General features: G+C 68.9%; 20 protein-coding genes and 1 tRNA gene. 11 read left to right on the forward strand and 10 right to left on the reverse strand.

Features of this window, described 5'->3' with window-relative positions; translation table 11 throughout:
• Positions 1–73: 73 nt before the first annotated feature.
• From GTY67_RS16595 to rpmH, 9 genes are all read right to left on the reverse strand, one after another.
• The gene (locus tag GTY67_RS16595) at positions 74–691 is read right to left on the reverse strand and encodes a GNAT family N-acetyltransferase (protein WP_093686797.1); all 618 of its coding nucleotides are present in this window, start codon (positions 689–691) and stop codon (positions 74–76) included.
• A 322-nt stretch (positions 692–1,013) separates the two neighbouring features.
• Entirely contained in the window at positions 1,014–2,093 is a 1,080-nt protein-coding gene (locus GTY67_RS16600; RefSeq protein WP_093686796.1) for a ParB/RepB/Spo0J family partition protein, read from the reverse strand.
• Positions 2,090–3,163: a ParA family protein gene (locus GTY67_RS16605; protein WP_093686795.1), complete on the reverse strand. Its 1,074-nt coding sequence runs from the start codon at positions 3,161–3,163 to the stop codon at positions 2,090–2,092. The genes GTY67_RS16600 and GTY67_RS16605 overlap by 4 nt, the downstream gene beginning before the upstream one ends.
• A 317-nt stretch (positions 3,164–3,480) precedes the next feature.
• Entirely contained in the window at positions 3,481–4,197 is a 717-nt protein-coding gene (gene rsmG / locus GTY67_RS16610; RefSeq protein ID WP_018513875.1) for a 16S rRNA (guanine(527)-N(7))-methyltransferase RsmG, read from the reverse strand.
• 109 nt (positions 4,198–4,306) lie between these two features.
• Entirely contained in the window at positions 4,307–4,819 is a 513-nt protein-coding gene (locus GTY67_RS16615; protein ID WP_093686794.1) for a R3H domain-containing nucleic acid-binding protein, read from the reverse strand.
• A gap of 14 nt (positions 4,820–4,833) precedes the next feature.
• A complete protein-coding gene (yidC, locus tag GTY67_RS16620) occupies positions 4,834–6,087 on the reverse strand; it encodes a membrane protein insertase YidC (protein WP_093686793.1) in 1,254 nt (417 codons plus the stop codon).
• 3 nt (positions 6,088–6,090) lie between these two features.
• Entirely contained in the window at positions 6,091–6,450 is a 360-nt protein-coding gene (gene yidD / locus GTY67_RS16625; protein ID WP_015609841.1) for a membrane protein insertion efficiency factor YidD, read from the reverse strand.
• Positions 6,447–6,818, reverse strand: coding sequence for a ribonuclease P protein component (gene rnpA, locus GTY67_RS16630; protein WP_073875176.1), 372 nt, complete (start codon positions 6,816–6,818; stop codon positions 6,447–6,449). The genes yidD and rnpA overlap by 4 nt, the downstream gene beginning before the upstream one ends.
• 19 nt (positions 6,819–6,837) lie before the next feature.
• Entirely contained in the window at positions 6,838–6,975 is a 138-nt protein-coding gene (gene rpmH / locus GTY67_RS16635) for a 50S ribosomal protein L34 (protein WP_003967884.1), read from the reverse strand.
• Between the two features lie 381 nt (positions 6,976–7,356).
• Between rpmH and dnaA the strand changes: the two genes are divergently transcribed.
• From dnaA to GTY67_RS16685, 10 genes are all read left to right on the forward strand, one after another.
• Positions 7,357–9,204, forward strand: a complete 1,848-nt coding sequence (gene dnaA, locus GTY67_RS16640) for a chromosomal replication initiator protein DnaA (RefSeq protein WP_093686792.1) — start codon at positions 7,357–7,359, stop codon at positions 9,202–9,204.
• Positions 9,205–10,109: 905 nt separating this feature from the next.
• Positions 10,110–11,240: a DNA polymerase III subunit beta gene (gene dnaN / locus GTY67_RS16645; RefSeq protein WP_093686791.1), complete on the forward strand. Its 1,131-nt coding sequence runs from the start codon at positions 10,110–10,112 to the stop codon at positions 11,238–11,240.
• 141 nt (positions 11,241–11,381) lie between these two features.
• Positions 11,382–12,266, forward strand: a complete 885-nt coding sequence (gene gnd / locus GTY67_RS16650; RefSeq protein WP_073875172.1) for a phosphogluconate dehydrogenase (NAD(+)-dependent, decarboxylating) — start codon at positions 11,382–11,384, stop codon at positions 12,264–12,266.
• Positions 12,267–12,332: 66 nt separating this feature from the next.
• Positions 12,333–13,463 carry a DNA replication/repair protein RecF gene (gene recF / locus GTY67_RS16655; protein ID WP_030563077.1) on the forward strand — a complete coding sequence of 377 codons (1,131 nt, stop codon included), beginning with the start codon at positions 12,333–12,335 and terminating at the stop codon, positions 13,461–13,463.
• A 92-nt stretch (positions 13,464–13,555) separates the two neighbouring features.
• Entirely contained in the window at positions 13,556–14,059 is a 504-nt protein-coding gene (locus GTY67_RS16660; RefSeq protein WP_093686874.1) for a DciA family protein, read from the forward strand.
• Between the two features lie 420 nt (positions 14,060–14,479).
• Positions 14,480–16,549 carry a DNA topoisomerase (ATP-hydrolyzing) subunit B gene (gene gyrB / locus GTY67_RS16665; protein ID WP_093686790.1) on the forward strand — a complete coding sequence of 690 codons (2,070 nt, stop codon included), beginning with the start codon at positions 14,480–14,482 and terminating at the stop codon, positions 16,547–16,549.
• A gap of 47 nt (positions 16,550–16,596) precedes the next feature.
• Entirely contained in the window at positions 16,597–19,239 is a 2,643-nt protein-coding gene (gene gyrA, locus GTY67_RS16670) for a DNA gyrase subunit A (RefSeq protein WP_093686789.1), read from the forward strand.
• A gap of 93 nt (positions 19,240–19,332) precedes the next feature.
• Positions 19,333–19,935 (forward strand): DUF3566 domain-containing protein, encoded by a 603-nt coding sequence (locus GTY67_RS16675; protein ID WP_093686788.1) that lies wholly within the window; start codon positions 19,333–19,335, stop codon positions 19,933–19,935.
• A 71-nt stretch (positions 19,936–20,006) separates the two neighbouring features.
• Positions 20,007–20,080, forward strand: a tRNA-Ile gene (locus GTY67_RS16680).
• A gap of 88 nt (positions 20,081–20,168) precedes the next feature.
• Entirely contained in the window at positions 20,169–20,336 is a 168-nt protein-coding gene (locus GTY67_RS16685) for a hypothetical protein (RefSeq protein ID WP_161279201.1), read from the forward strand.
• A gap of 125 nt (positions 20,337–20,461) precedes the next feature.
• Here the strand turns inward: GTY67_RS16685 and GTY67_RS16690 are convergent, their stop codons facing one another.
• Positions 20,462–20,830: a DUF6344 domain-containing protein gene (locus GTY67_RS16690; RefSeq protein ID WP_093686725.1), complete on the reverse strand. Its 369-nt coding sequence runs from the start codon at positions 20,828–20,830 to the stop codon at positions 20,462–20,464.
• Positions 20,831–21,121: 291 nt separating this feature from the next.
• Here GTY67_RS16690 and GTY67_RS35010 point away from each other — a divergent pair, with 291 nt between their 5' ends.
• Complete coding sequence (locus GTY67_RS35010) at positions 21,122–21,256, forward strand: DLW-39 family protein (RefSeq protein ID WP_003958712.1); 135 nt, start codon at positions 21,122–21,124, stop codon at positions 21,254–21,256.
• Positions 21,257–21,357: the final 101 nt, after the last annotated feature.

Below are 21,357 nucleotides of genomic sequence, written 5' to 3' on the forward strand. Positions count from 1 at the left end.
GCGCGATGTTTCACGTGAAACGGGCCCACCCCCGCACCGGGGGCGGGCCCGTTCGCGTGTCGGCCGGGTCCGATCAGAGCGGGCGGAGCACGGGTTCCTTCTGCACTGCTCCCAGCAGTCGGTCGAGAGCCATCTCGACGTCCTCCTTCCAGGAGAGCGTCGTCCGCAGCTCCAGCCTCAGCCGCGGGTAGCGGGGGTGGGGCCGTACGGTCTTGAAGCCGACCGCCAGCAGATGATCCGCCGGGAGCACACAGCCGAACTCCTCCGCCCGGGCATCCCCGAACGCCTCGATCGCCTTGAAGCCCCGGCGTAGGACGTCCTTGGCCACCGTCTGCACCATGACACGGCCCAGCCCCTGGCCCTGGTACCCCGGAACGATCAGCCCGGTGATGAGCTGAACGGCGTCGGGGGAGACCGGGCTGGTGGGAAAGGCCGTGGAGCGAGGGACGTAGGCCGGCGGCGCGTAGAGAACGAACCCCACCGGGACGTCGTCCACATAGACCACCCGGCCGCAGGAGCCCCATTCCAGGAGCACCGCGGAGATCCAGGCTTCCTTCTCCAGCTCCGGCTTGCCCGCCTTTACCGCGGCTTCCCCGCTGACCGGGTCAAGCTCCCAGAAGACGCACGCACGGCAGCGCTCGGGGAGATCCTGGAGGTTGTCCAGGGTGAGCGGTACAAGCCGACGCCCCATGGCGGCGATCCCTCACTTCTCTCGCCCGCCGCATCACGTGCGGCCGCCAGCGCGTTCCGTTCGTGGAACAGACTGCCGACGAATCCCCCGACGGCTCCCAGGCCCAGCCCGACCGTCACCAGCCGGCTGCGGCTCACTGTTCGCAAGGTCCCCGCCCTCCTCCGAGGTCGATCACCGTGGATGCGCCATCCCAGATCGCATCGTATCCACCCAGACGTGATGCGGATACCGAGAAAGGGCAAAGGGCGGGCCGTGTTCCGGTGAGTACCGGAACACGGCCCGCCCTTCACGCGGTCCTACGGGCGAGCGGCTGCCAGGGAGTTCAGCTCTCGTCGTCCTCGCCGGGCGCCTCGGCGAGCCCACGCTCCAGCACCTTTCCCTCACCCGGGGCGAGGGATCCGAGAATCCGCTCCAGATCCTCCATCGAGGCGAACTCGACGGTGATCTTCCCCTTCTTCTGGCCCAGATCGACCTTCACCCGGGTCTCGAAGCGGTCGGAGAGCCGGGTCGCCAGATCGGTCAGCGCGGGGGACAGCCGCGCACCGGCCCGAGGGCCCTTCGGCTTCTGCGAACTCGTGGGCCGCGACCCCATGAGCGTCACGATCTCCTCGACCGCGCGGACCGAGAGCCCCTCCGCCACGATGCGGTGGGCCAGCCGGTCCTGCTCCTCGGAGTCGTCCACCGACAGCAGGGCCCGCGCGTGGCCGGCCGAGAGAACGCCCGCCGCCACCCGCCGCTGCACCGGCGGCGAGAGCCGCAGAAGCCGCAGCGTGTTGGACACCTGGGGCCGGGACCGCCCGATCCGGTCGGCCAGCTGGTCATGGGTGCACTTGAAGTCCTTGAGGAGCTGGTCGTACGCGGCAGCCTCCTCCAGCGGGTTCAGCTGGGCCCGGTGCAGGTTCTCCAGCAGCGCGTCCAGGAGGAGCTTCTCGTCGTCCGTGTCCCGGACGATGGTCGGAATGCGCTCCAACCCCGCTTCGCGGCAGGCCCGCAGCCGACGCTCACCCATGATGAGCTCGTAGCGGTCCGCCCCCACCTTGCGTACGACGACCGGCTGGAGAAGACCCACCTCCTTGATGGAGGTGACCAGCTCGGCCAGAGCGTCCTCGTCGAACACCTCACGGGGCTGGCGGGGGTTCGGCGTGATCGAACCGATGGGCAGCTCCGCGAAGTACGCACCGGACGTGCCCACCTCCTGCTCCGGCGCGGACGCCGGCTCCGGCACCACCGGGGACGACGGGAGTGCGGTCACCTTCGCGGCGGCCACCCCCCGCTCCGCCGTCAGAACCGGCCCCCCACCGGGCGCCGAAATACCTCCGGGCCCCGGCACCTGCTTCTCCTGGGGAGCGGCGGGGATCAGCGCACCGAGCCCACGCCCCAGCCCTCTACGTCGCTCACTCACTGAATGCCCTCCGAAACGTTCTGCTGGCTGTTCTGAATCGCGTGGGCGTGCTGGGCCTCGTAGTGCACCCCGACACCCCGCAGGGCGATCTCACGGGCGGCTTCGAGGTAGGAGAGCGCGCCGCTGGACCCGGGATCGTAGGTCAGCACGGTCTGCCCGTAACTCGGCGCCTCGGAGATACGTACGGAACGCGGGATGCTCGTCCGCAGCACCTCATTGCCGAAGTGGGTACGGACCTCATCGGCGACCTGGGACGCGAGCCTGGTCCTGCCGTCGTACATGGTCAACAGGATCGTGGAGACATGCAGGTCGGGGTTGAGGTGGCCCCGCACCAGATCGACGTTCCGCAGCAGCTGCCCCAGGCCCTCCAGCGCGTAGTACTCGCACTGGATGGGGATCAGCACCTCCGCCCCGGCCACCATCGCGTTCACGGTGAGAAGGCCGAGAGAGGGCGGGCAGTCGATGAGGATGTAGTCGAGGGGCTGCTCGTACGCCTGGATGGCGCGCTGGAGCCGACTCTCGCGCGCCACCAGCGACACGAGTTCGATCTCCGCACCGGCGAGATCGATCGTGGCGGGGGCGCAGAAGAGACCCTCGACATCCGGGACCGGCTGGACCACCTCGGAGAGCGGACGGCTCTCCACCAGGACGTCATAGATGGAGGGGACGTCGGAGTGGTGGTCGATCCCCAGCGCCGTGGAGGCATTGCCCTGCGGGTCGAGGTCGACCACCAGGACGCGCGCACCGTGCAGGGCCAGCGAAGCAGCGAGGTTGACCGTCGTGGTCGTCTTGCCGACCCCGCCCTTCTGGTTGGCCACCACCATGACGCGTGTCCGGTCAGGGCGAGGCAGCCCCTCACCGGCACGGCCGAGGGCCTCTACGGCCAGCTGGGCGGCGCGACCGATGGGGGTGTCGTCCATCGGCGGCGGTGTTTCACGTGAAACACCCTCCCCCACGGACTCGCTTCGGGGACCGGGGACCGGATCGGTCATCGGTCCCGCGATGTTGGCGTCGGACCGCAACGGTTCACTCTCCTCGACTACAGGCTCGCAATGAGCAGAGCCTGCCATGCTTTCGGGGTCGTGAACCAGCGAGGCCCGCTGTTCTGTGGATGAATCCGCGTGTGTGGACAACTCGGTAACCCGTACGGGCTTCCGGTCGCGCGGTGTAGCAGCCGCACGACCGCGGCCGATGATTCCCTGCAGCAGAGAGCGACGTTTCACGTGAAACACGATGCCCCCGCGGCGCAACTACCAGGCCACGACACTCCGCAGGGGGTACGAATGGCTACTTTTCCGGCATTTCCCTGCTAGACGGCAGAGATCACCCGGAAGGGGCCAGGGCGGACGTTCCCCGTCGGCCCGGCCGTGGCACAGCCGGCCGCCCCTCAGCGGCGCCGACGGGTGCGCCCCACCCGCGCGGCCTTGGCCCTCTTTGCGGCGAACCTCACACCGCCCGGGCTCTCGCCCACCACCACACGCACCACCGTGGAGAGCGGATCGACCACGCCCTCACCGACCTGGAGCACCTCGGTCTCCAGCACACCGAGCTTGCTCAGAGCGGCCCTGGCACCGTTGATCTCCTCCTCGGCCGTGTCGCCCTTCAGCGCGAGCATCTCCCCGTAGGGACGCAGCAGGGGCACACCCCAGCCGGCCAGCCGGTCCAGCGGCGCCACGGCGCGGGCGGTCACGACATGGACGGGCTGGAGCGTCCCGAGGACCTCCTCGGCCCGCCCGCGTACCACCGTCACATGGTCCAGGCCGAGCAGTTCGACGACCTCCTGGAGGAAGTTCGTCCGGCGCAGGAGCGGCTCCAGCAAGGTGATCTTGAGGTCGGGGCGTACCAGGGCCAGCGGGATGCCGGGGAGGCCCGCGCCCGAGCCCACATCGCAGACCGTGACGCCTTCCGGCACCACCTCGGAGAGCACCGCGCAGTTCAGCAGGTGCCGCTCCCACAGCCGGGGCACCTCACGCGGTCCGATCAGGCCACGCTTCACCCCGGCATCGGCGAGGAGCTCCGCGTACCGGACAGCCTCCGGGAAGAGCTCTCCGAATACCGCCTGCGCCTCTTCAGGTGCCTGGGGGAGCTCTGCAGCGTCCGTCACGGGGACCGTCCTTCCGTACCGCACTAGCGCACTGTGGGTGGCTGACTATCAGGCTGACAAAGATCGGCCCCGCCTGCGAACAGACGGGGCCGACAGTACAAGGATCCGGTCAGGCCGGGAGAACGACGACGAAGCGCTGCGGCTCCTCGCCCTCCGACTCGCTCCGGAGACCGGCTGCGGCGATCGCGTCGTGCACGACCTTGCGCTCGAACGGCGTCATCGGGTCCAGCTTGACCGGCTGCCCCGAGGTCTTGACGTCGTTGGCCGCCTTGGCGCCCAGCTCGGCGAGGATCTCCCGCTTCTTGGCCCGGAAGCCGCCGATGTCCAGCATCAGACGGCTGCGGTCGCCGGTCTCCCGGTGGACCGCCAGCCGGGTCAGCTCCTGGAGCGCCTCCAGCACCTCACCGTCGCGGCCCACGAGCTTCTGGAGCTCACGCGCCGAGTCGCTGATGATCGAGACCGCTGCCCGGTCCGCCTCGACGTCCATGTCGATGTCGCCGTCGAGGTCGGCGATGTCCAGCAGGCCTTCGAGGTAGTCGGCCGCGATCTCACCCTCCTGCTCCAGGCGGGTCAGAGTGTCGCTGCCCTCGGCGGCGGCCGTGGAGGTGGTGCCTTCCGTCACGGGTGGACTCCTTCTTACTTCTTGGACGGGTGCTTGGGCCGCTGCGGGCCCTTGCGCTGTCCGGACTTGGCTTGGCGTGAGGAGCCGGAGGCGGACTTGCCCGCCGACGTCGGCTTGTCCTGCGGTGCGTCCTGCTTCTGGAGCGAGGTCTTGGAGCCGGCCGCGGGCTCGTCCTTGGGCGCACCGGCGGTGGCGGCCGTCTGGCGCTTCGCCTTGGTCTGCCGCTTGGGCTGCTGGCGCTTGGGAGCCGCACCGCCCTCGGCCTCGAGGACGGCCGTCTCGCTCTTCTGGACGGTGCCGTCCTCCTGAGCCGCGAGGCCCTTCTTGCTCAGCCCGGTGATGAACTTGCGCTCGATGTCGTTGCGGTCGGGGCCCTTGGCCACGATCGCCTTGACGGTCCTGCGCTGGGTCCGGCCACGGACCTGCCCGCGGGAGTCCACGGTCTTGAGCACCCGCTGGAGGTAGGCGTCCTGCGCCTTGCTGCCCGGCGTCGGGTTCTGGTTGATCACGTACATCTGCTGACCCATGGTCCAGACGTTCGTGGTCAGCCAGTAGACGAGGACACCGACGGGGAAGTTGACGCCCATCACGGCGAAGATGACCGGGAAGATGTACATCAGCATCTTCTGCTGCTGCATGTACGGGGTCTTCACCGTCAGGTCGACGTTCTTCGTCATCAGCTGGCGCTGGGTGAAGAACTGCGAGGCCGACATCAGCACGATCATGACGGCGGTGACGACCCGGACGTCCAGCAGCGTGGCGTCGAGGGAGGTGAGCTTGTCGACGCTGTCGGTGAACTTCGCGGCGAGCGGTGCACCGAAGATGTGGGCCTGACGGGCGCTGTCGAGGAGGTCCTGGTTGATCGCGCCGATCTTCTTGCCCGAGGCGATGGACGACAGCACGTGGTACAGGGCGAAGAAGAACGGGGACTGCGCCAGGATCGGAAGGCACGAGGAGAGCGGGTTGGTACCCGTCTCCTTGTACAGCTTCATCATCTCTTCGGACTGACGCTGCTTGTCGTTCTTGTAGCGCTCCTGGATCGCCTTCATCTTCGGCTGGAGCACCTGCATGTTGCGGGTCGACTTGATCTGCTTCACGAAGAGCGGGATCAGGCAGATCCGGATCAGCACCACCAGGGACACGATGGACAGGCCCCAGGCCCACCCGGAGTCATCGCCGAACAGCGCTCCGTAGACCTTGTGGAACTGGACGATGACCCACGAGACAGGCGTGGTGATAAAGCTGAACAGACTGGCAATCGTGTCCACTAATCAGGCTCCTTGAGCATTGGGCGAGGTCTCTGTGGCCGGGCTCGGAGGTTCGGAGACCGACCCCCCGGACGGCACATCAGCGGCGGGCTCCCCGCCCTTGCCGCCGCGCAGGCCGTTGCGCAGCAGCTCGTGCCACCGCGGACGCTTGCGTGGCGGGACATGGTCCACACCGCCGGGTGACCACGGATTGCACCGCAGGATGCGCCAGGCGGTCAGCGCTGTTCCCTTGATCGCACCGTGCCGGTCGATAGCCGTATATCCATAGTGGGAACACGACGGGTAGTAACGGCAGACAGGCCCGAGGAGTGGGCTGATCGTCCACTGGTACAGCTTGATGAGGGCAAGCAGCGGGTACTTCATCTCGCGCCCCCTCCCAGCAGCCGCTGAAGGGCGGCGTCCAGGTCTCGGGCCAGCTGTGCATGGTCGGCGTCGCCCGCACCGGGCAGCGCTCGTACGACAACAAGGCTACCGGGGGGCAACTGCGCCAGCCGGTCACGGACCAGATGGCGAAGCCTGCGCTTCACCGCGGTGCGGACGACCGCACCTCCCACCGCTTTGCTGACAACGAAACCCGCACGCGGCGGGGGAACAGTCTCCCCAGTCACGTGCGGGTCCGTTTCACCGCTGCGTAGATGGACGACGAGCAGTGGACGTCCGGCTCGGCGTCCTCGTCGTACCGCGGTCGCGAAGTCCTCGCGCCGCCTCAGCCGATTCTCGGTAGGCAGCACGTCATGGACCTGTGAGCGATCAGGCGGACAGGCTGCTGCGGCCCTTGCCGCGGCGGTTCGCGAGGATCGCGCGGCCGGCACGGGTACGCATGCGCAGACGGAAGCCGTGGGTCTTGGCGCGACGGCGGTTGTTCGGCTGGAAGGTGCGCTTGCTCACTCGGGGGCTCCAGAAATGATTCGTGTCTTGGCGGGACATCGCCTGGCTGTCACCGTGCGCCCACGAGGAACTCGCGTAAACGCCTTAGTGCACCGCTTCACAATCACAGATCGTGATCTTTGCCCATCGGAGGCAGGCGGCAGCAGCCATCGACAACTCGACCTGGTCACGGTACGCGCGGCTACGCCATCCGGTCAAACCGGCTCCGCACGACCCCCCATTGTGCACAGCCTGTGGACAACAACTTGAACCACGCGGCCCGGCCTGACTACCGTGGCTGAACTCCGGTTCTTTTCCTTCCCGACTGCCGGGCCTCACCCATCCCGACCCATCCCGTCCCGAGAACCACACATTCGTGGGACATGCGAGAGAGCGTGCCTTGTGGCTGACGTACCTGCCGATCTTGCCGCAGTGTGGCCACGAGTGCTGGAACAACTCCTCGGGGAGGGCCAGCAGGGCATCGAGCCGAAGGACAAGCAGTGGATCGAACGCTGCCAGCCGCTGGCACTCGTCGCCGACACCGCACTCCTGGCCGTCCCCAATGAATGGGGCAAGCGCGTGCTCGAGAGCCGCCTCGCGCCGCTCCTCAGCGAGACGCTGACCCGCGAGTGCGGCCGCCCCATCCGGATCGCGATCACCGTCGACGACTCCGCGGGCGAACCGCCCTCCCCGCCTGCGCCTCCGATGCACCAGTCGCACCAGAGCCAGCAGGGACACCGCTACCAGGGCCAGCCGCGCGACGACTCACGCGACGACGGCTACGACGGCTACGGCCACCGCCCCTCCGACGACGGCATGCCGACGGCCCGCCCGGCCTACCCCGACTACCAGCAGCAGCGCCCCGAGCCGGGCGCCTGGCCGCGTACCCAGGAGGACCTCTCCTGGCAGCAGCCGCGCCACGGGGGCTACCAGGACCGCGAGCAGCCCCCGTCCGACACCTACCGCGAGACCGAGTCGTACCGCGACCAGCCCTCCGAGCAGTGGCGTGAGCCCTACGGCACCGGCCGCCCCCAGCAGCCGCAGCACGACTACCGGTCGCAGCCGCCCGAGCGCCAGGGGTACGAGCAGCAGCGCGACCGCCACGACCAGCACGACCAGCAGCACCGCCAGGGCGGGCCGGGCCCCGGGCGCACCGGTGGCCCGGGTCCCGGCCCGATGGGCGCCCAGCCGGCGCCCGCGCCGGGACCGGGGGAGCCGCACGCCCGGCTGAACCCGAAGTACCTCTTCGACACCTTCGTGATCGGGGCCTCCAACCGGTTCGCGCACGCCGCGGCCGTGGCCGTCGCCGAGGCACCCGCCAAGGCGTACAACCCCCTCTTCATCTACGGGGAGTCGGGGCTCGGCAAGACCCACCTGCTGCACGCGATCGGGCACTACGCCCGCAGCCTCTACCCGGGCACCCGGGTGCGGTACGTGAGCTCGGAGGAGTTCACCAACGAGTTCATCAACTCGATCCGCGACGGCAAGGGCGACACCTTCCGCAAGCGGTACCGCGATGTCGACATCCTCCTGGTCGACGACATCCAGTTCCTGGCGAGCAAGGAGTCGACGCAGGAGGAGTTCTTCCACACCTTCAATACGCTGCACAACGCGAACAAGCAGATCGTGCTCTCCTCGGACCGGCCGCCCAAGCAGCTGGTGACGCTGGAGGACCGGCTGCGCAACCGCTTCGAGTGGGGTCTGACCACCGACGTCCAGCCGCCCGAGCTGGAGACCCGGATCGCCATCCTCCGTAAGAAAGCGGTGCAGGAGCAGCTGAACGCGCCTCCGGAGGTGCTGGAGTTCATCGCCTCGCGGATCTCGCGCAACATCCGTGAGCTGGAGGGCGCCCTGATCCGGGTGACGGCCTTCGCCTCCCTCAACCGGCAGCCGGTGGACCTCGGGCTGACGGAGATCGTGCTGAAGGACCTGATCCCGGGCGGCGAGGAGTCGGCGCCGGAGATCACCGCGCCGGCCATCATGGCGGCCACCGCGGACTACTTCGGCCTCACCGTGGAGGACCTCTGCGGATCCTCGCGCAGCCGGGTCCTGGTGACGGCGCGCCAGATCGCCATGTATCTGTGCCGGGAGCTCACCGATCTCTCGCTGCCGAAGATCGGCGCCCAGTTCGGCGGCCGCGACCATACGACGGTGATGCACGCGGACCGGAAGATCCGGGCGCTGATGGCGGAGCGCCGCTCCATCTACAACCAGGTCACCGAGCTCACCAACCGCATCAAGAACGGCTGACGAAGGCTCCCGCAAGACCGCTCAAGGCCTCACAAGGCGCCTCGCACCGACCTCCCACGGTCCGCGCGAGGCGCCTTCGTCGTTCCTGAGGGGTCCCGGGAGCCGTCGCGGCGGTCTCCTCCGCACCGGGACTGTTCGAATACGGGCTGCTCAGAGGCCCTTCTCCACAGATGTGCGGAGTTTCTTCCGTCCACAGCCTGGGGACCGGGAAGTTGTCCATATTGCGTCCACAGGGCCGGCTGCCGATACTCCATCAGGCCAGGTCACGTGGTTGGGGATTTGTGGTCAACCTTGATCCACAGCCTGTGGACAGAGTTTCCGTCCACAGGAGGGTCGCGCAGTTGTCCACCGGCGGCCCACAGGCTGGGCGGTCTTGTCCCCAGCTTCTGGCCGCTTCTCCACACCTTCGTCCACTGTTCGGCAACACAACACCCGCTCTCACCGCCCGGAGTGAAAGGCGTCACACCAAGCTGCCTGATTGGGCTGTGGGGAACGTGGGTAAAGCTGGGGACAGGCCTGGGGAGAAGTGACCCCCTCCTGTGCATCGGGTGTGCAGAACTTCCGCCCGTCCACAGAAAGCCCTGGTTGTCCACGGGTGCCGCCCACAGGACCGGTGGACAAAAAACCGATGCTGACCTGCGCAAACGACGTTATCCACGGTTTCCACAGGGCCTACTACTACTACCACTCAGAGTTAGCCAGGAATCAGCTTCGAAGTGGGGCCTGTGTACAACTCGACCGGCGACCGCCTCGCCGCGTTCTGCGCGACTTGACCCCGAGCAGCAACGACTGTCGGTGCCGTGCGTCAGACTGGACCCCGGAGCCACCCCGGCCGTCGGCAGGGAGCTCCGGTCCAGACGACGAAGGCCAGCAGGGCGAGCGAGCAACAGCAGGAGGCGGTTCCGGTGAAGATCCGGGTGGAGCGCGATGTACTCGCGGAGGCGGTGGCCTGGGTGGCCCGCAGCCTCCCGGCCCGTCCGCCGGCGCCCGTTCTCGCGGGCCTTCTGCTGAAGGCCGAGGACGGAGCCCTCTCCTTCTCCAGCTTCGACTACGAGGTCTCGGCCAAGGTCTCCGTGGACGCGGAGGTCGACGAGGACGGCACGGTGCTCGTCTCCGGCCGGCTGCTCGCCGACATCTGCCGCGCCCTGCCCAACCGCCCGGTGGAGATCTCCACCGACGGTGTACGGGCCACGGTGGTCTGCGGCTCCTCGCGCTTCACCCTCCACACACTGCCTGTGGAGGAGTACCCGGCGCTGCCGCAGATGCCCACCGCCACGGGCACCGTCCCCGGTGAGGTCTTCGCCTCGGCCGCCGCCCAGGTCGCCATCGCCGCGGGCCGCGACGACACGCTGCCCGTGCTGACCGGTGTGCGCATCGAGATCGAGGGCGACACCGTCACCCTCGCCTCCACCGACCGCTACCGCTTCGCGGTCCGCGAGTTCCTCTGGAAGCCGGAGGACCCGGAGGCCTCGGCGGTCGCCCTGGTGCCCGCCAAGACGCTCCTGGACACCGCCAAGGCGCTCACCAGCGGTGACACGGTCACCCTGGCGCTCTCGGGGACCGGTGCCGGTGAGGGGCTGATCGGTTTCGAGGGCGCGGGCCGCACGACGACCACGCGGCTGCTCGAAGGCGACCTGCCGAAGTACCGCACGCTCTTCCCCACCGAGTTCAACTCGGTCGCGGTCATCGAGACGGCCCCCTTCGTCGAGGCCGTCAAGCGTGTGGCCCTGGTCGCCGAGCGCAACACCCCGGTCCGGCTCAGCTTCGAGCAGGGCGTGCTCATCCTGGAGGCCGGTTCCAGCGACGACGCACAGGCTGTGGAGCGCGTCGACGCGGTGCTGGAGGGCGACGACATCTCGATCGCCTTCAACCCGACGTTCCTGCTGGACGGTCTGAGCGCGATCGACTCCCCCGTCGCCCAGCTCTCCTTCACCACGTCCACCAAGCCCGCCCTGCTCAGCGGGCGCCCGGCCGTGGACGCCGAGGCGGACGACGCGTACAAGTACCTGATCATGCCGGTGCGTCTCTCCGGCTGATCGGACGGTTTCCGGTGGGCCCGTCCGTCGCGGAGCGGGCCCACCGCGCTGTCCCGGCCGTGCTCCGCCCCGCCGGGCGTAGGCTCGGTCCCGGGCGGGACACGCCCCGACGCTATCGCCACGACGCTTAAGGAATCTCTGATGGAGCTCGGTCTCGTCGGCCTCGGCAAGATGGGCGGCAACATGCGCGAGCGCATCCGCCGCGCAGGCCACACCGTCATCGGTTACGACCGCAACCCGGATGTCGCCGATGTCCACAGTCTCGAAGAGCTTGTGGGCAAGCTGAAGGGCCCGCGGGTCGTCTGGGTGATGGTCCCGGCCGGTGCCGCGACCCAGTCCACGATCGACGAGCTGGCCGAGCTGCTCTCGCCCGGCGATGTCGTCGTCGACGGCGGCAACTCGCGCTGGACCGATGACGAGAAGCACGCGGTCGAGCTGGGGCTCAAGGAGATCGGCTTCGTCGACTGCGGTGTCTCCGGCGGCGTCTGGGGCCTGGAGAACGGCTACGCCCTGATGTACGGCGGCAGCGCGGAGAACGTGGCGAAGGTCCAGCCGATCTTCGACGCGCTCAAGCCCGAGGGTGACTTCGGCTCCGTCCACGCGGGCAAGGTCGGCGCCGGCCACTTCGCGAAGATGGTCCACAACGGCATCGAGTACGCCATGATGCAGGCCTACGCCGAGGGCTGGGAGCTGCTGGAGAAGGTCGACTCCGTCACCGACGTACGCGAGGTCTTCCGCTCCTGGCAGGAGGGCACGGTCATCCGTTCCTGGCTGCTGGACCTCGCGGTCAACGCCCTCGACGACGACGAGCACCTGGACAAGCTCCGGGGCTTCGCCGCCGACTCGGGCGAGGGCCGCTGGACGGTGGAGGCCGCGATCGACAACGCGGTGCCGCTGCCCGCGATCACGGCGTCCCTGTTCGCGCGGTTCGCCTCGCGTCAGGACGACTCGCCGCAGATGAAGATGATCGCCGCGCTGCGCAACCAGTTCGGCGGCCACGCGGTCGAGTCCAAGAACGAGAACTGATCGCGCCGCCGGCCTCGAGCCGGCGCCGCGACGATCCGGAAGCACCATCGGGAGAGGTCGGCCACCATGCACGTCACCCATCTCTCGCTGGCCGACTTCCGCTCGTACGCCCGGGTCGAGGTCCCTCTCGACCCGGGCGTCACCGCGTTCGTGGGGCCCAACGGACAGGGCAAGACCAACCTCGTCGAGGCCGTCGGCTATCTCGCCACCCTCGGCAGCCACCGGGTCTCCTCGGACGCCCCGCTGGTGCGGATGGGCGCCGAGCGGGCCGTGATCCGGGCTGCGGTGACCCAGGGCGAGCGCTCGCAGCTGATCGAGTTGGAGCTGAATCCCGGCCGCGCCAACCGGGCCCGTATCAACAGGTCCTCGCAGGTCAGACCGCGTGATGTGCTGGGGATCGTACGGACGGTGCTGTTCGCGCCGGAGGATCTGGCCCTGGTCAAGGGCGACCCCGGGGAGCGGCGGCGGTTCCTGGACGAGCTGATCACCGCGCGCTCGCCCCGGATGGCCGGGGTCCGCTCCGACTACGAGCGGGTGCTGAAGCAGCGCAACACCCTGCTGAAGTCCGCCGCGATGGCCCGTCGGCACGGCGGCCGTTCCATGGACCTGTCCACCCTCGACGTCTGGGACCAGCACCTGGGCCGGGTCGGCGCCGAGCTGCTCGCGCAGCGCCTGGACCTGATCGCCACGCTCCAGCCGCTGGCCGACAAGGCGTACGGGGACGTGGCGCCGGGCGGCGGTCCGGTGACCCTGGAGTACCGCAGCTCGGTGGGTGAGGACATCGACCCGGCGAGCACCCGTGACGAGCTGTACGAGCGGCTGATCGCGGCGCTCGTCGGGGTCCGTAAGCAGGAGATCGAACGCGGCGTGACGCTGGTGGGCCCGCACCGGGACGACCTGCTGCTCGGCCTGCGGTCCATGCCCGCGAAGGGGTACGCGAGCCACGGGGAGTCCTGGAGCTACGCGCTGGCGCTGCGGCTCGCCAGTTACGAGCTGTTGCGCGCCGAGGGCAACGAGCCGGTGCTGGTCCTGGACGACGTCTTCGCCGAGCTGGACGCGCGCCGCCGGGAGCGGCTGGCGGAGCTGGTGGCCCCGGGCGAGCAGGTGCTGGTGACGGCCGCGGTGGCGGAGGACGTCCCGGGCGTGCTGGCGGGTGCGCGGTACGCGGTGTCGGCGGGCGAGGTGGAGCGCGTATGACCGGCCTGGGTGAGGAGGCGGGGGGCGCGCGCGTCCCCGGTGCGGACGGTGCCTCAGGCGGTACGCCGGCGGGGGGCCCCGCGCCGCCCGAGGTGTCCGGGGTCGACCTCGCCCGGGTCGCGCTGCGCGCGGCGAAGGAGCAGGCCCGGGCGCGAGGTGCGGCGGCCCAGCAGAAGCGGCAGGCCCGGCGGGGCGGCGGGCTGCGTTCCGGGGCCCGCTCGGACGGCCGCGACCCGCAGCCGCTGGGCTCCGCGATCAACCGGCTGATCACCGAGCGAGGCTGGGAGACCCCGGCGGCGGTGGGCGGTGTGATGGGGCGGTGGCCGCAGATCGTGGGCGACGATCTGGCCAACCACTGTGTGCCCCTGCGCTACGACGAGGACCCGGCCGCGCGGGTGCTCACTGTGAGCTGCGACTCCACGGCGTGGGCGACCCAGCTGCGGCTGCTGGCCCCGCAACTGGTGGCCCGGCTCAACGCGGATCTGGGACAGGGCACCGTACGGATGATCAAGGTGGTCGGTCCGGCGGGCCCCGAGCGCCGGTACGGGCCGCTGCGGGCGCCCGGCAGCAAGGGCCCCGGGGACACCTACGGGTGAGGTCCCCGCTCCCGCCCGCCTTCTGATCGTCTCGCCGCTCCCCGGCTCTGAGCTGCACTTCTGGCTGAAACTTGTCGTGTTCCTGATGTCTTCGCACGGGGCTCGGGGCCGCCCGGAGCTCCCGGTTCGGCGGGGTTCGTACCGGCGGAAACCGGGGGGTGCGGCCGGAGTGTCCCTCACCGTAGCGGGAGGTTGACAGGCCGAAGCGCTCCATGCCCGTCAGGGCCTCTTGGGGCCCCTCCCTGAATATGGGGAGTCGTCAACCGCTGATTCAGGGCGGCACATGCGTACTCAGGTACCGGCAAACCCCCATTCATGTCAGTGCTACCGGTAGACTGGTGAGTAATCCCGCTGCTGAGGCGGGAGTCGTCGATACAAGCCGAACGACGCAGCCGCTCCCGCCTGTCCGGAAGACGGCCTGTGCTGTGCCAGAAAGGGCGCTTCGTGGCCGATTCCGGCAACCCCAACGAGAACATTCCGTCCACAGCCGGTGAGCCGGGCGAGGCCTCCGCCTCGTACGACGCCAGCGCGATCACCGTGCTGGAAGGGCTGGACGCGGTCCGCAAGCGGCCTGGTATGTACATCGGCTCGACCGGTGAGCGCGGCCTGCACCACCTCGTGCAGGAGGTCGTCGACAACTCGGTCGACGAGGCGATGGCGGGTCACGCGACCACCATCGACGTCACGATCCTCGCCGACGGCGGCGTGCGCGTGATCGACAACGGCCGTGGCATCCCGGTCGGCATCGTGCCGTCCGAGGGCAAGCCGGCCGTCGAGGTCGTCCTCACCGTGCTGCACGCGGGCGGCAAGTTCGGCGGCGGCGGCTACGCCGTCTCCGGCGGTCTGCACGGCGTCGGTGTCTCCGTCGTCAACGCCCTGTCCACCCGGGTCGCCGTCGAGGTCAAGACCGACGGCTACCGCTGGACCCAGGACTACAAGCTCGGTGTCCCCACCGCCCCGCTGGCCAAGCACGAGGCCACGGACGAGACGGGTACGTCGGTCACCTTCTGGGCCGACGGGGACATCTTCGAGACCACCGAGTACAGCTTCGAGACCCTCTCGCGCCGCTTCCAGGAGATGGCGTTCCTCAACAAGGGCCTCACCCTCAAGCTGACCGACGAGCGCGAGTCGGCGAAGGCCACGGCGGGCGCCGACAGCGCCGAGGCCGTCGACGTGCCCGAGGAGGAGACGACCCGCTCCGTCACGTACCACTACGAGAACGGCATCGTCGACTTCGTCAAGTACCTCAACTCCCGCAAGGGCGACGTCATCCACCAGTCGGTGATCGACATCGAGGCCGAGGACAAGGACCGTCTCCTCTCGGCCGAGATCGCCATGCAGTGGAACACGCAGTACACCGAAGGTGTCTACTCCTTCGCCAACGCCATCCACACGCATGAGGGCGGTACGCACGAGGAGGGCTTCCGTGCGGCGCTGACCTCCCTGGTCAACCGGTACGCGCGCGAGAAGAAGCTGCTGCGCGAGAAGGACGACAACCTCACCGGTGAGGACGTGCGCGAGGGTCTCACCGCGATCATCTCGGTGAAGCTGGGCGAGCCGCAGTTCGAGGGCCAGACGAAGACCAAGCTGGGCAACACGGAGGCCAAGACCTTCGTGCAGAAGGTCGTCCACGAGCAGCTGACGGACTGGTTCGACCGGAACCCGAACGAGGCCGCCGACATCATCCGCAAGGGCATCGCCGCCTCGACCGCCCGTGTGGCGGCCCGCAAGGCGCGCGACCTGACGCGGCGCAAGGGGCTCCTGGAGAGCGCCTCGCTGCCCGGCAAGCTGAGCGACTGCCAGTCGAACGACCCCACCAAGTGCGAGATCTTCATCGTCGAGGGTGACTCCGCCGGTGGTTCGGCGAAGTCCGGCCGCAACCCGATGTACCAGGCGATCCTGCCCATCCGAGGCAAGATCCTGAACGTCGAGAAGGCGCGGATCGACAAGATCCTCCAGAACACCGAGGTCCAGGCGCTGATCTCGGCCTTCGGCACCGGGGTCCACGAGGACTTCGACATCGAGAAGCTCCGCTATCACAAGATCATTCTGATGGCGGACGCCGACGTCGACGGCCAGCACATCAACACCCTGCTGCTGACCTTCCTCTTCCGCTTCATGCGGCCGCTGGTGGAGCAGGGCAACGTCTACCTCTCGCGCCCGCCGCTCTACAAGATCAAGTGGGGCCGGGACGACTTCGAGTACGCGTACTCGGACCGGGAGCGCGACGCGCTCGTGGCGCTCGGCAAGCAGAACGGCAAGCGGATCAAGGAAGACTCGATCCAGCGCTTCAAGGGCCTCGGCGAGATGAACGCCGAAGAGCTGCGCGTCACGACCATGGACGTCGACCACCGGGTCCTCGGCCAGGTCACGCTGGACGACGCGGCGCAGGCCGACGACCTGTTCTCGGTGCTCATGGGTGAGGACGTCGAGGCACGGCGCTCGTTCATCCAGCGCAACGCCAAGGACGTCCGCTTCCTCGACATCTGAGTCGGCCGTACCAGCGACGCCGCAGCTCGAAAGGACTTTGACCAGCAATGGCCGACGAGAACACCCCTGTGACACCTGAACCCGTGATGCCCGACGAGGAAGCCGCGATCCCCGGCGTGGGCATGCGTGTCGAGCCGGTCGGGCTCGAGACGGAGATGCAGCGCTCCTACCTCGACTACGCGATGTCCGTCATCGTCTCGCGTGCGCTGCCCGACGTACGGGACGGCCTCAAGCCCGTCCACCGCCGGGTGCTGTACGCGATGTACGACGGCGGGTACCGCCCCGAGAAGGGGTTCTACAAGTGCGCCCGCGTCGTCGGTGACGTCATGGGTACGTACCACCCGCACGGCGACTCCTCCATCTACGACGCCCTGGTGCGCCTCGCGCAGCACTGGTCGATGCGCATGCCGCTGGTGGACTCCAACGGCAACTTCGGTTCCCCGGGCAACGACCCGGCCGCCGCCATGCGGTACACCGAGTGCAAGATGATGCCGCTGTCCATGGAGATGGTCCGGGACATCGACGAGGAGACCGTCGACTTCCAGGACAACTACGACGGCCGCAACCAGGAGCCGACGGTCCTGCCGGCGCGCTTCCCGAACCTGCTGGTCAACGGCTCCGCGGGCATCGCGGTCGGCATGGCGACCAACATCCCGCCGCACAACCTGCGCGAGGTCGCCGCCGGTGCCCAGTGGTATCTGGAGCATCCCGACGCCTCGCACGAGGAGCTGCTGGACGCGCTGATCGAGCGCATCAAGGGCCCCGACTTCCCCACCGGCGCGCTGGTCGTGGGCCGCAAGGGCATCGAGGAGGCGTACCGCACCGGGCGCGGCTCCATCACGATGCGCGCGGTCGTCGCGGTCGAGGAGATCCAGGGCCGCCAGTGCCTGGTCGTCACGGAGCTTCCGTACCAGACCAACCCCGACAACCTCGCGCAGAAGATCGCCGACCTGGTCAAGGACGGCAAGGTCGGCGGCATCGCGGACGTCCGCGACGAGACCTCCTCGCGTACGGGGCAGCGCCTGGTCGTCGTGCTCAAGCGGGACGCGGTCGCCAAGGTCGTCCTGAACAACCTGTACAAGCACACCGACCTCCAGTCGAACTTCGGCGCCAACATGCTGGCGCTCGTCGACGGGGTGCCGCGCACGCTGTCGATCGACGCGTTCATCCGCCACTGGGTGACGCACCAGATCGAGGTCATCGTCCGGCGTACGCGGTTCCGGCTGCGCAAGGCCGAGGAGCGGGCGCACATCCTGCGCGGCCTGCTGAAGGCCCTGGACGCCATCGACGAGGTCATCGCCCTCATCCGGCGCTCCAACACCGTGGAGATCGCGCGTGAGGGCCTGATGGGCCTGCTGGAGATCGACGAGATCCAGGCGAACGCGATCCTGGAGATGCAGCTGCGCCGGCTGGCCGCGCTGGAGCACCAGAAGATCACCGCCGAGCACGACGAGCTCCAGGCGAAGATCAACGAGTACAACGCGATCCTGGCCTCGCCCGAGCGGCAGCGCCAGATCGTCAGCGAGGAACTGGCCGCGATCGTCGAGAAGTTCGGCGACGACCGGCGCTCCAAGCTGGTGCCCTTCGACGGTGACATGTCCATCGAGGACCTGATCGCCGAGGAGGACATCGTCGTCACGATCTCCCGCAGCGGCTATGTGAAGCGCACGAAGACGGACGACTACCGCTCGCAGAAGCGCGGCGGCAAGGGCGTGCGCGGGACGAAGCTCAAGGAAGACGACATCGTCGACCACTTCTTCGTATCGACGACGCACCACTGGCTGCTGTTCTTCACCAACAAGGGCCGCGTCTACCGGGCCAAGGCCTACGAGCTCCCGGACGCCGGCCGGGACGCGCGCGGCCAGCATGTCGCCAACCTGCTGGCCTTCCAGCCGGACGAGAAGATCGCCCAGATCCTGGCGATCCGCGACTACGAGGCCGTGCCGTACCTGATCCTGGCGACGAAGGGCGGTCTCGTGAAGAAGACCGCGCTCAAGGACTACGACTCGCCGCGCTCGGGCGGTGTCATCGCGATCAACCTGCGCGAGATGCCGGACGGCAGCGACGACGAGCTGATCGGCGCCGAGCTGGTGTCGGCCGAGGACGATCTGCTGCTCATCAGCAAGAAGGCGCAGTCGATCCGGTTCACCGCGACGGACGACGCGCTGCGCCCGATGGGCCGTGCGACCTCGGGTGTCAAGGGCATGAGTTTCCGCGAGGGGGACGAACTGCTCTCGATGAATGTCGTCCGGCCCGGTACGTTCGTCTTCACCGCAACCGACGGCGGGTACGCCAAGCGCACCCCCGTCGACGAGTACCGCGTCCAGGGGCGTGGCGGCCTCGGCATCAAGGCTGCCAAGATCGTCGAGGACCGCGGTTCGCTCGTCGGTGCGCTGGTGGTGGAGGAGACGGATGAGATCCTCGCCATCACGCTCGGCGGTGGTGTGATTCGTACGCGAGTCAATGAAGTCAGGGAGACGGGCCGTGACACCATGGGCGTCCAACTGATCAATCTGGGCAAGCGGGATGCCGTCGTCGGCATCGCGCGCAATGCCGAGGCCGGTCGTGAGGCGGAAGAGGTCGATGGGGCCGATGATGCTGATGGCGAGACGGCCGAGGTCCACGCCGAGAGCGTGGTAGAGGGCACTGTCGAGGGCACGGAGCCCTCGACCGGGGAGCACGAGGAGTAGAGCGTGAGTGGAGCCACGGGCGCCGGTTCGGCCGCTTCCGGAGCAGGAGCGAACGGTGCCCGTGGCCCTGCCACGGACTCCCAAGGGGGCACTGTGACGGACACACGAGGGCCTCAGCCCCAGTACGAGGGTTACGCGACCGGGCCGCTGCCCGGCGAGCGTGAGCCCGCACCGGGGCCGTCGGGGCCGTACCACCCGCCTCAGGCGTACCAGGCGCCCGGCGGCGGGACCCAGGGCGGCCAGCAGCGCCCCGGGCAGGGCGGGGACACTCTGGGCGGCGTGCAGGCGACGCGCAAGCCGCGCACGGGGGCGCGGACCACTCCGCGTACCCGCAAGGCCCGACTGCGGGTGGCCAAGGCCGACCCGTGGTCGGTGATGAAGGTCAGCTTCCTGCTGTCGATCGCCCTGGGCATCTGCACGGTGGTGGCGGCGGCGGTCCTGTGGATGGTGATGGACGCGATGGGCGTCTTCTCCACCGTGGGCGGCACGATCAGCGAGGCCACCGGCTCGAACGAGAGCAACGGCTTCGACCTCCAGTCGTTCCTGTCGCTGCCGCGCGTGCTCATCTTCACGTCGGTCATCGCCGTGATCGACGTGGTGCTGGCCACCGCGCTGGCGACGCTGGGCGCCTTCATCTACAACCTCTCGGCGGGCTTCGTGGGCGGCGTGGAGCTCACGCTGGCCGAGGACGAGTAGCGCGCCGAGTATCGATTTTGGGACTGGCCCCGACGTGCGCTAATCTTCAGAAGTCAGCGCGAGAGCGCGGCGGGGCTATAGCTCAGTTGGTTAGAGCGCATCCCTGATAAGGATGAGGCCACAGGTTCAAATCCTGTTAGCCCCACAGAACGAAGACCCCCAGTCAGCAGTGACTGGGGGTCTTCGCGTTGGCGGAGGACGGCGGGACTCAGGGGGCGGCGCGGGGCGGGGCTGTGCAGGACGACTGGGACGACGACAGCGGTTACTACCAGGCGGTCGGCTGCGGCTGGGCGTCGGTGGTGGGCGCGCTGGGGTGCCTCTCCGTGGTGATCGCGCTGGCGGTCGCGGGGGCGTTGGGACTGGACGCGCTGCTGGAGCTGGCGCTGTTCCGAGCCGGCTGACGTAGGAGAAGTCGGGTGACGTAGGAGAAGCCGGGTGACGTAGGGGAAACGGCGCCCGGACATACGGAGAGGCCCCTGGCCGGTGTGTACCGGCCAGGGGCCCCGGAGTGCGGTGGGTGCCGGGATCAGGGGGGTGGCACCGGGGAGTCGCCTTCCGGGGCTGTGTGGTGGGAGGAGCCGGTGGTGCGGGCGGCGGCCGTCGTGTCGGCCGACAGGTGGCGGGTGGCCGGGGAGGAGCCGTGGGCCTCCGCCCGGATGCGCTGCTTCATCGTGGGCGGCAGGGCCCGGTCACGCGGAAGGGTCCATCGGACCGAGGGGGCGAGTGGAGTTGCCGCGGTGGCACCCGTGTGCTCCTGGGTCGTGGCGCTCGGCTGCGCGGCGTTCGTGGCGTTCGCGGCGCTCGCCGTGGCGGTGGCGAGGCCCAGCGACGCCAGCAGGGCGAAGAAGGCGGTGATGAAGGCGGTCCAGATGCTCTTGGGCTGGAAGGTGCTCATGGCCCCTCGCTTTCAGGTGGTCCGGTTGCTGACTTCTCCGATCATGTGGATCCGGACCGCGATTTCGGGGAGCGACGCCCGCGCTGCGCCGATCTTCGGATTAACACCACTCGTATGGTGCAACCGGGCCTGACGGACCGTCCGGAACGCGTCACGGGGGCCGGTGCGAGCCCTGTCGGGGTGCCGGGGACGGGCCGCTTTCGGGTTCCATGCAGGTCACCGATCGGTATCGGCCGGTGTGTATAGTCGGCGACAGAAGGCCCCTATTCCAAGGAAAGACGAGGTCGCGCGGTGAAGAAGCTTCTCCTGGTCGCACTGGCTGCCATCGGCGGGCTCCTCGTGTACCGCCAGATCCAGGCGGATCGCGCCGAGCAGGATCTGTGGACGGAGGCGACCGACTCCGTGCCCGCAGGTTCGGGTGTGTGAGACGGCACAGTCTGTTAGGGGCCCCGGTCGCTGAAGCGGCCGGGGCTTCGTGCTGTCCGGGGGTGTACGCGCAGGGGGGTGCCGAACGCGCGGCGGGTGCC

This window comes from Streptomyces sp. SID8374 (assembly GCF_009865135.1).
Lineage (GTDB): Bacteria > Actinomycetota > Actinomycetes > Streptomycetales > Streptomycetaceae > Streptomyces.

Excerpts from the sequence above, each read along its gene's own strand:
- gnd (WP_073875172.1), top strand. The coding sequence starts at position 11,382 with ATGGAGCTCGGTCTCGTCGGCCTCGGCAAGATGGGCGGCAACATGCGC.
- GTY67_RS16690 (WP_093686725.1), bottom strand. The coding sequence starts at position 20,830 with ATGAGCACCTTCCAGCCCAAGAGCATCTGGACCGCCTTCATCACCGCC.
- gyrA (WP_093686789.1), top strand. The coding sequence starts at position 16,597 with ATGGCCGACGAGAACACCCCTGTGACACCTGAACCCGTGATGCCCGAC.
- GTY67_RS16595 (WP_093686797.1), bottom strand. The coding sequence starts at position 691 with ATGGGGCGTCGGCTTGTACCGCTCACCCTGGACAACCTCCAGGATCTC.
- yidD (WP_015609841.1), bottom strand. The coding sequence starts at position 6,450 with ATGAAGTACCCGCTGCTTGCCCTCATCAAGCTGTACCAGTGGACGATC.
- GTY67_RS16605 (WP_093686795.1), bottom strand. The coding sequence starts at position 3,163 with ATGGCAGGCTCTGCTCATTGCGAGCCTGTAGTCGAGGAGAGTGAACCG.
- recF (WP_030563077.1), top strand. The coding sequence starts at position 12,333 with ATGCACGTCACCCATCTCTCGCTGGCCGACTTCCGCTCGTACGCCCGG.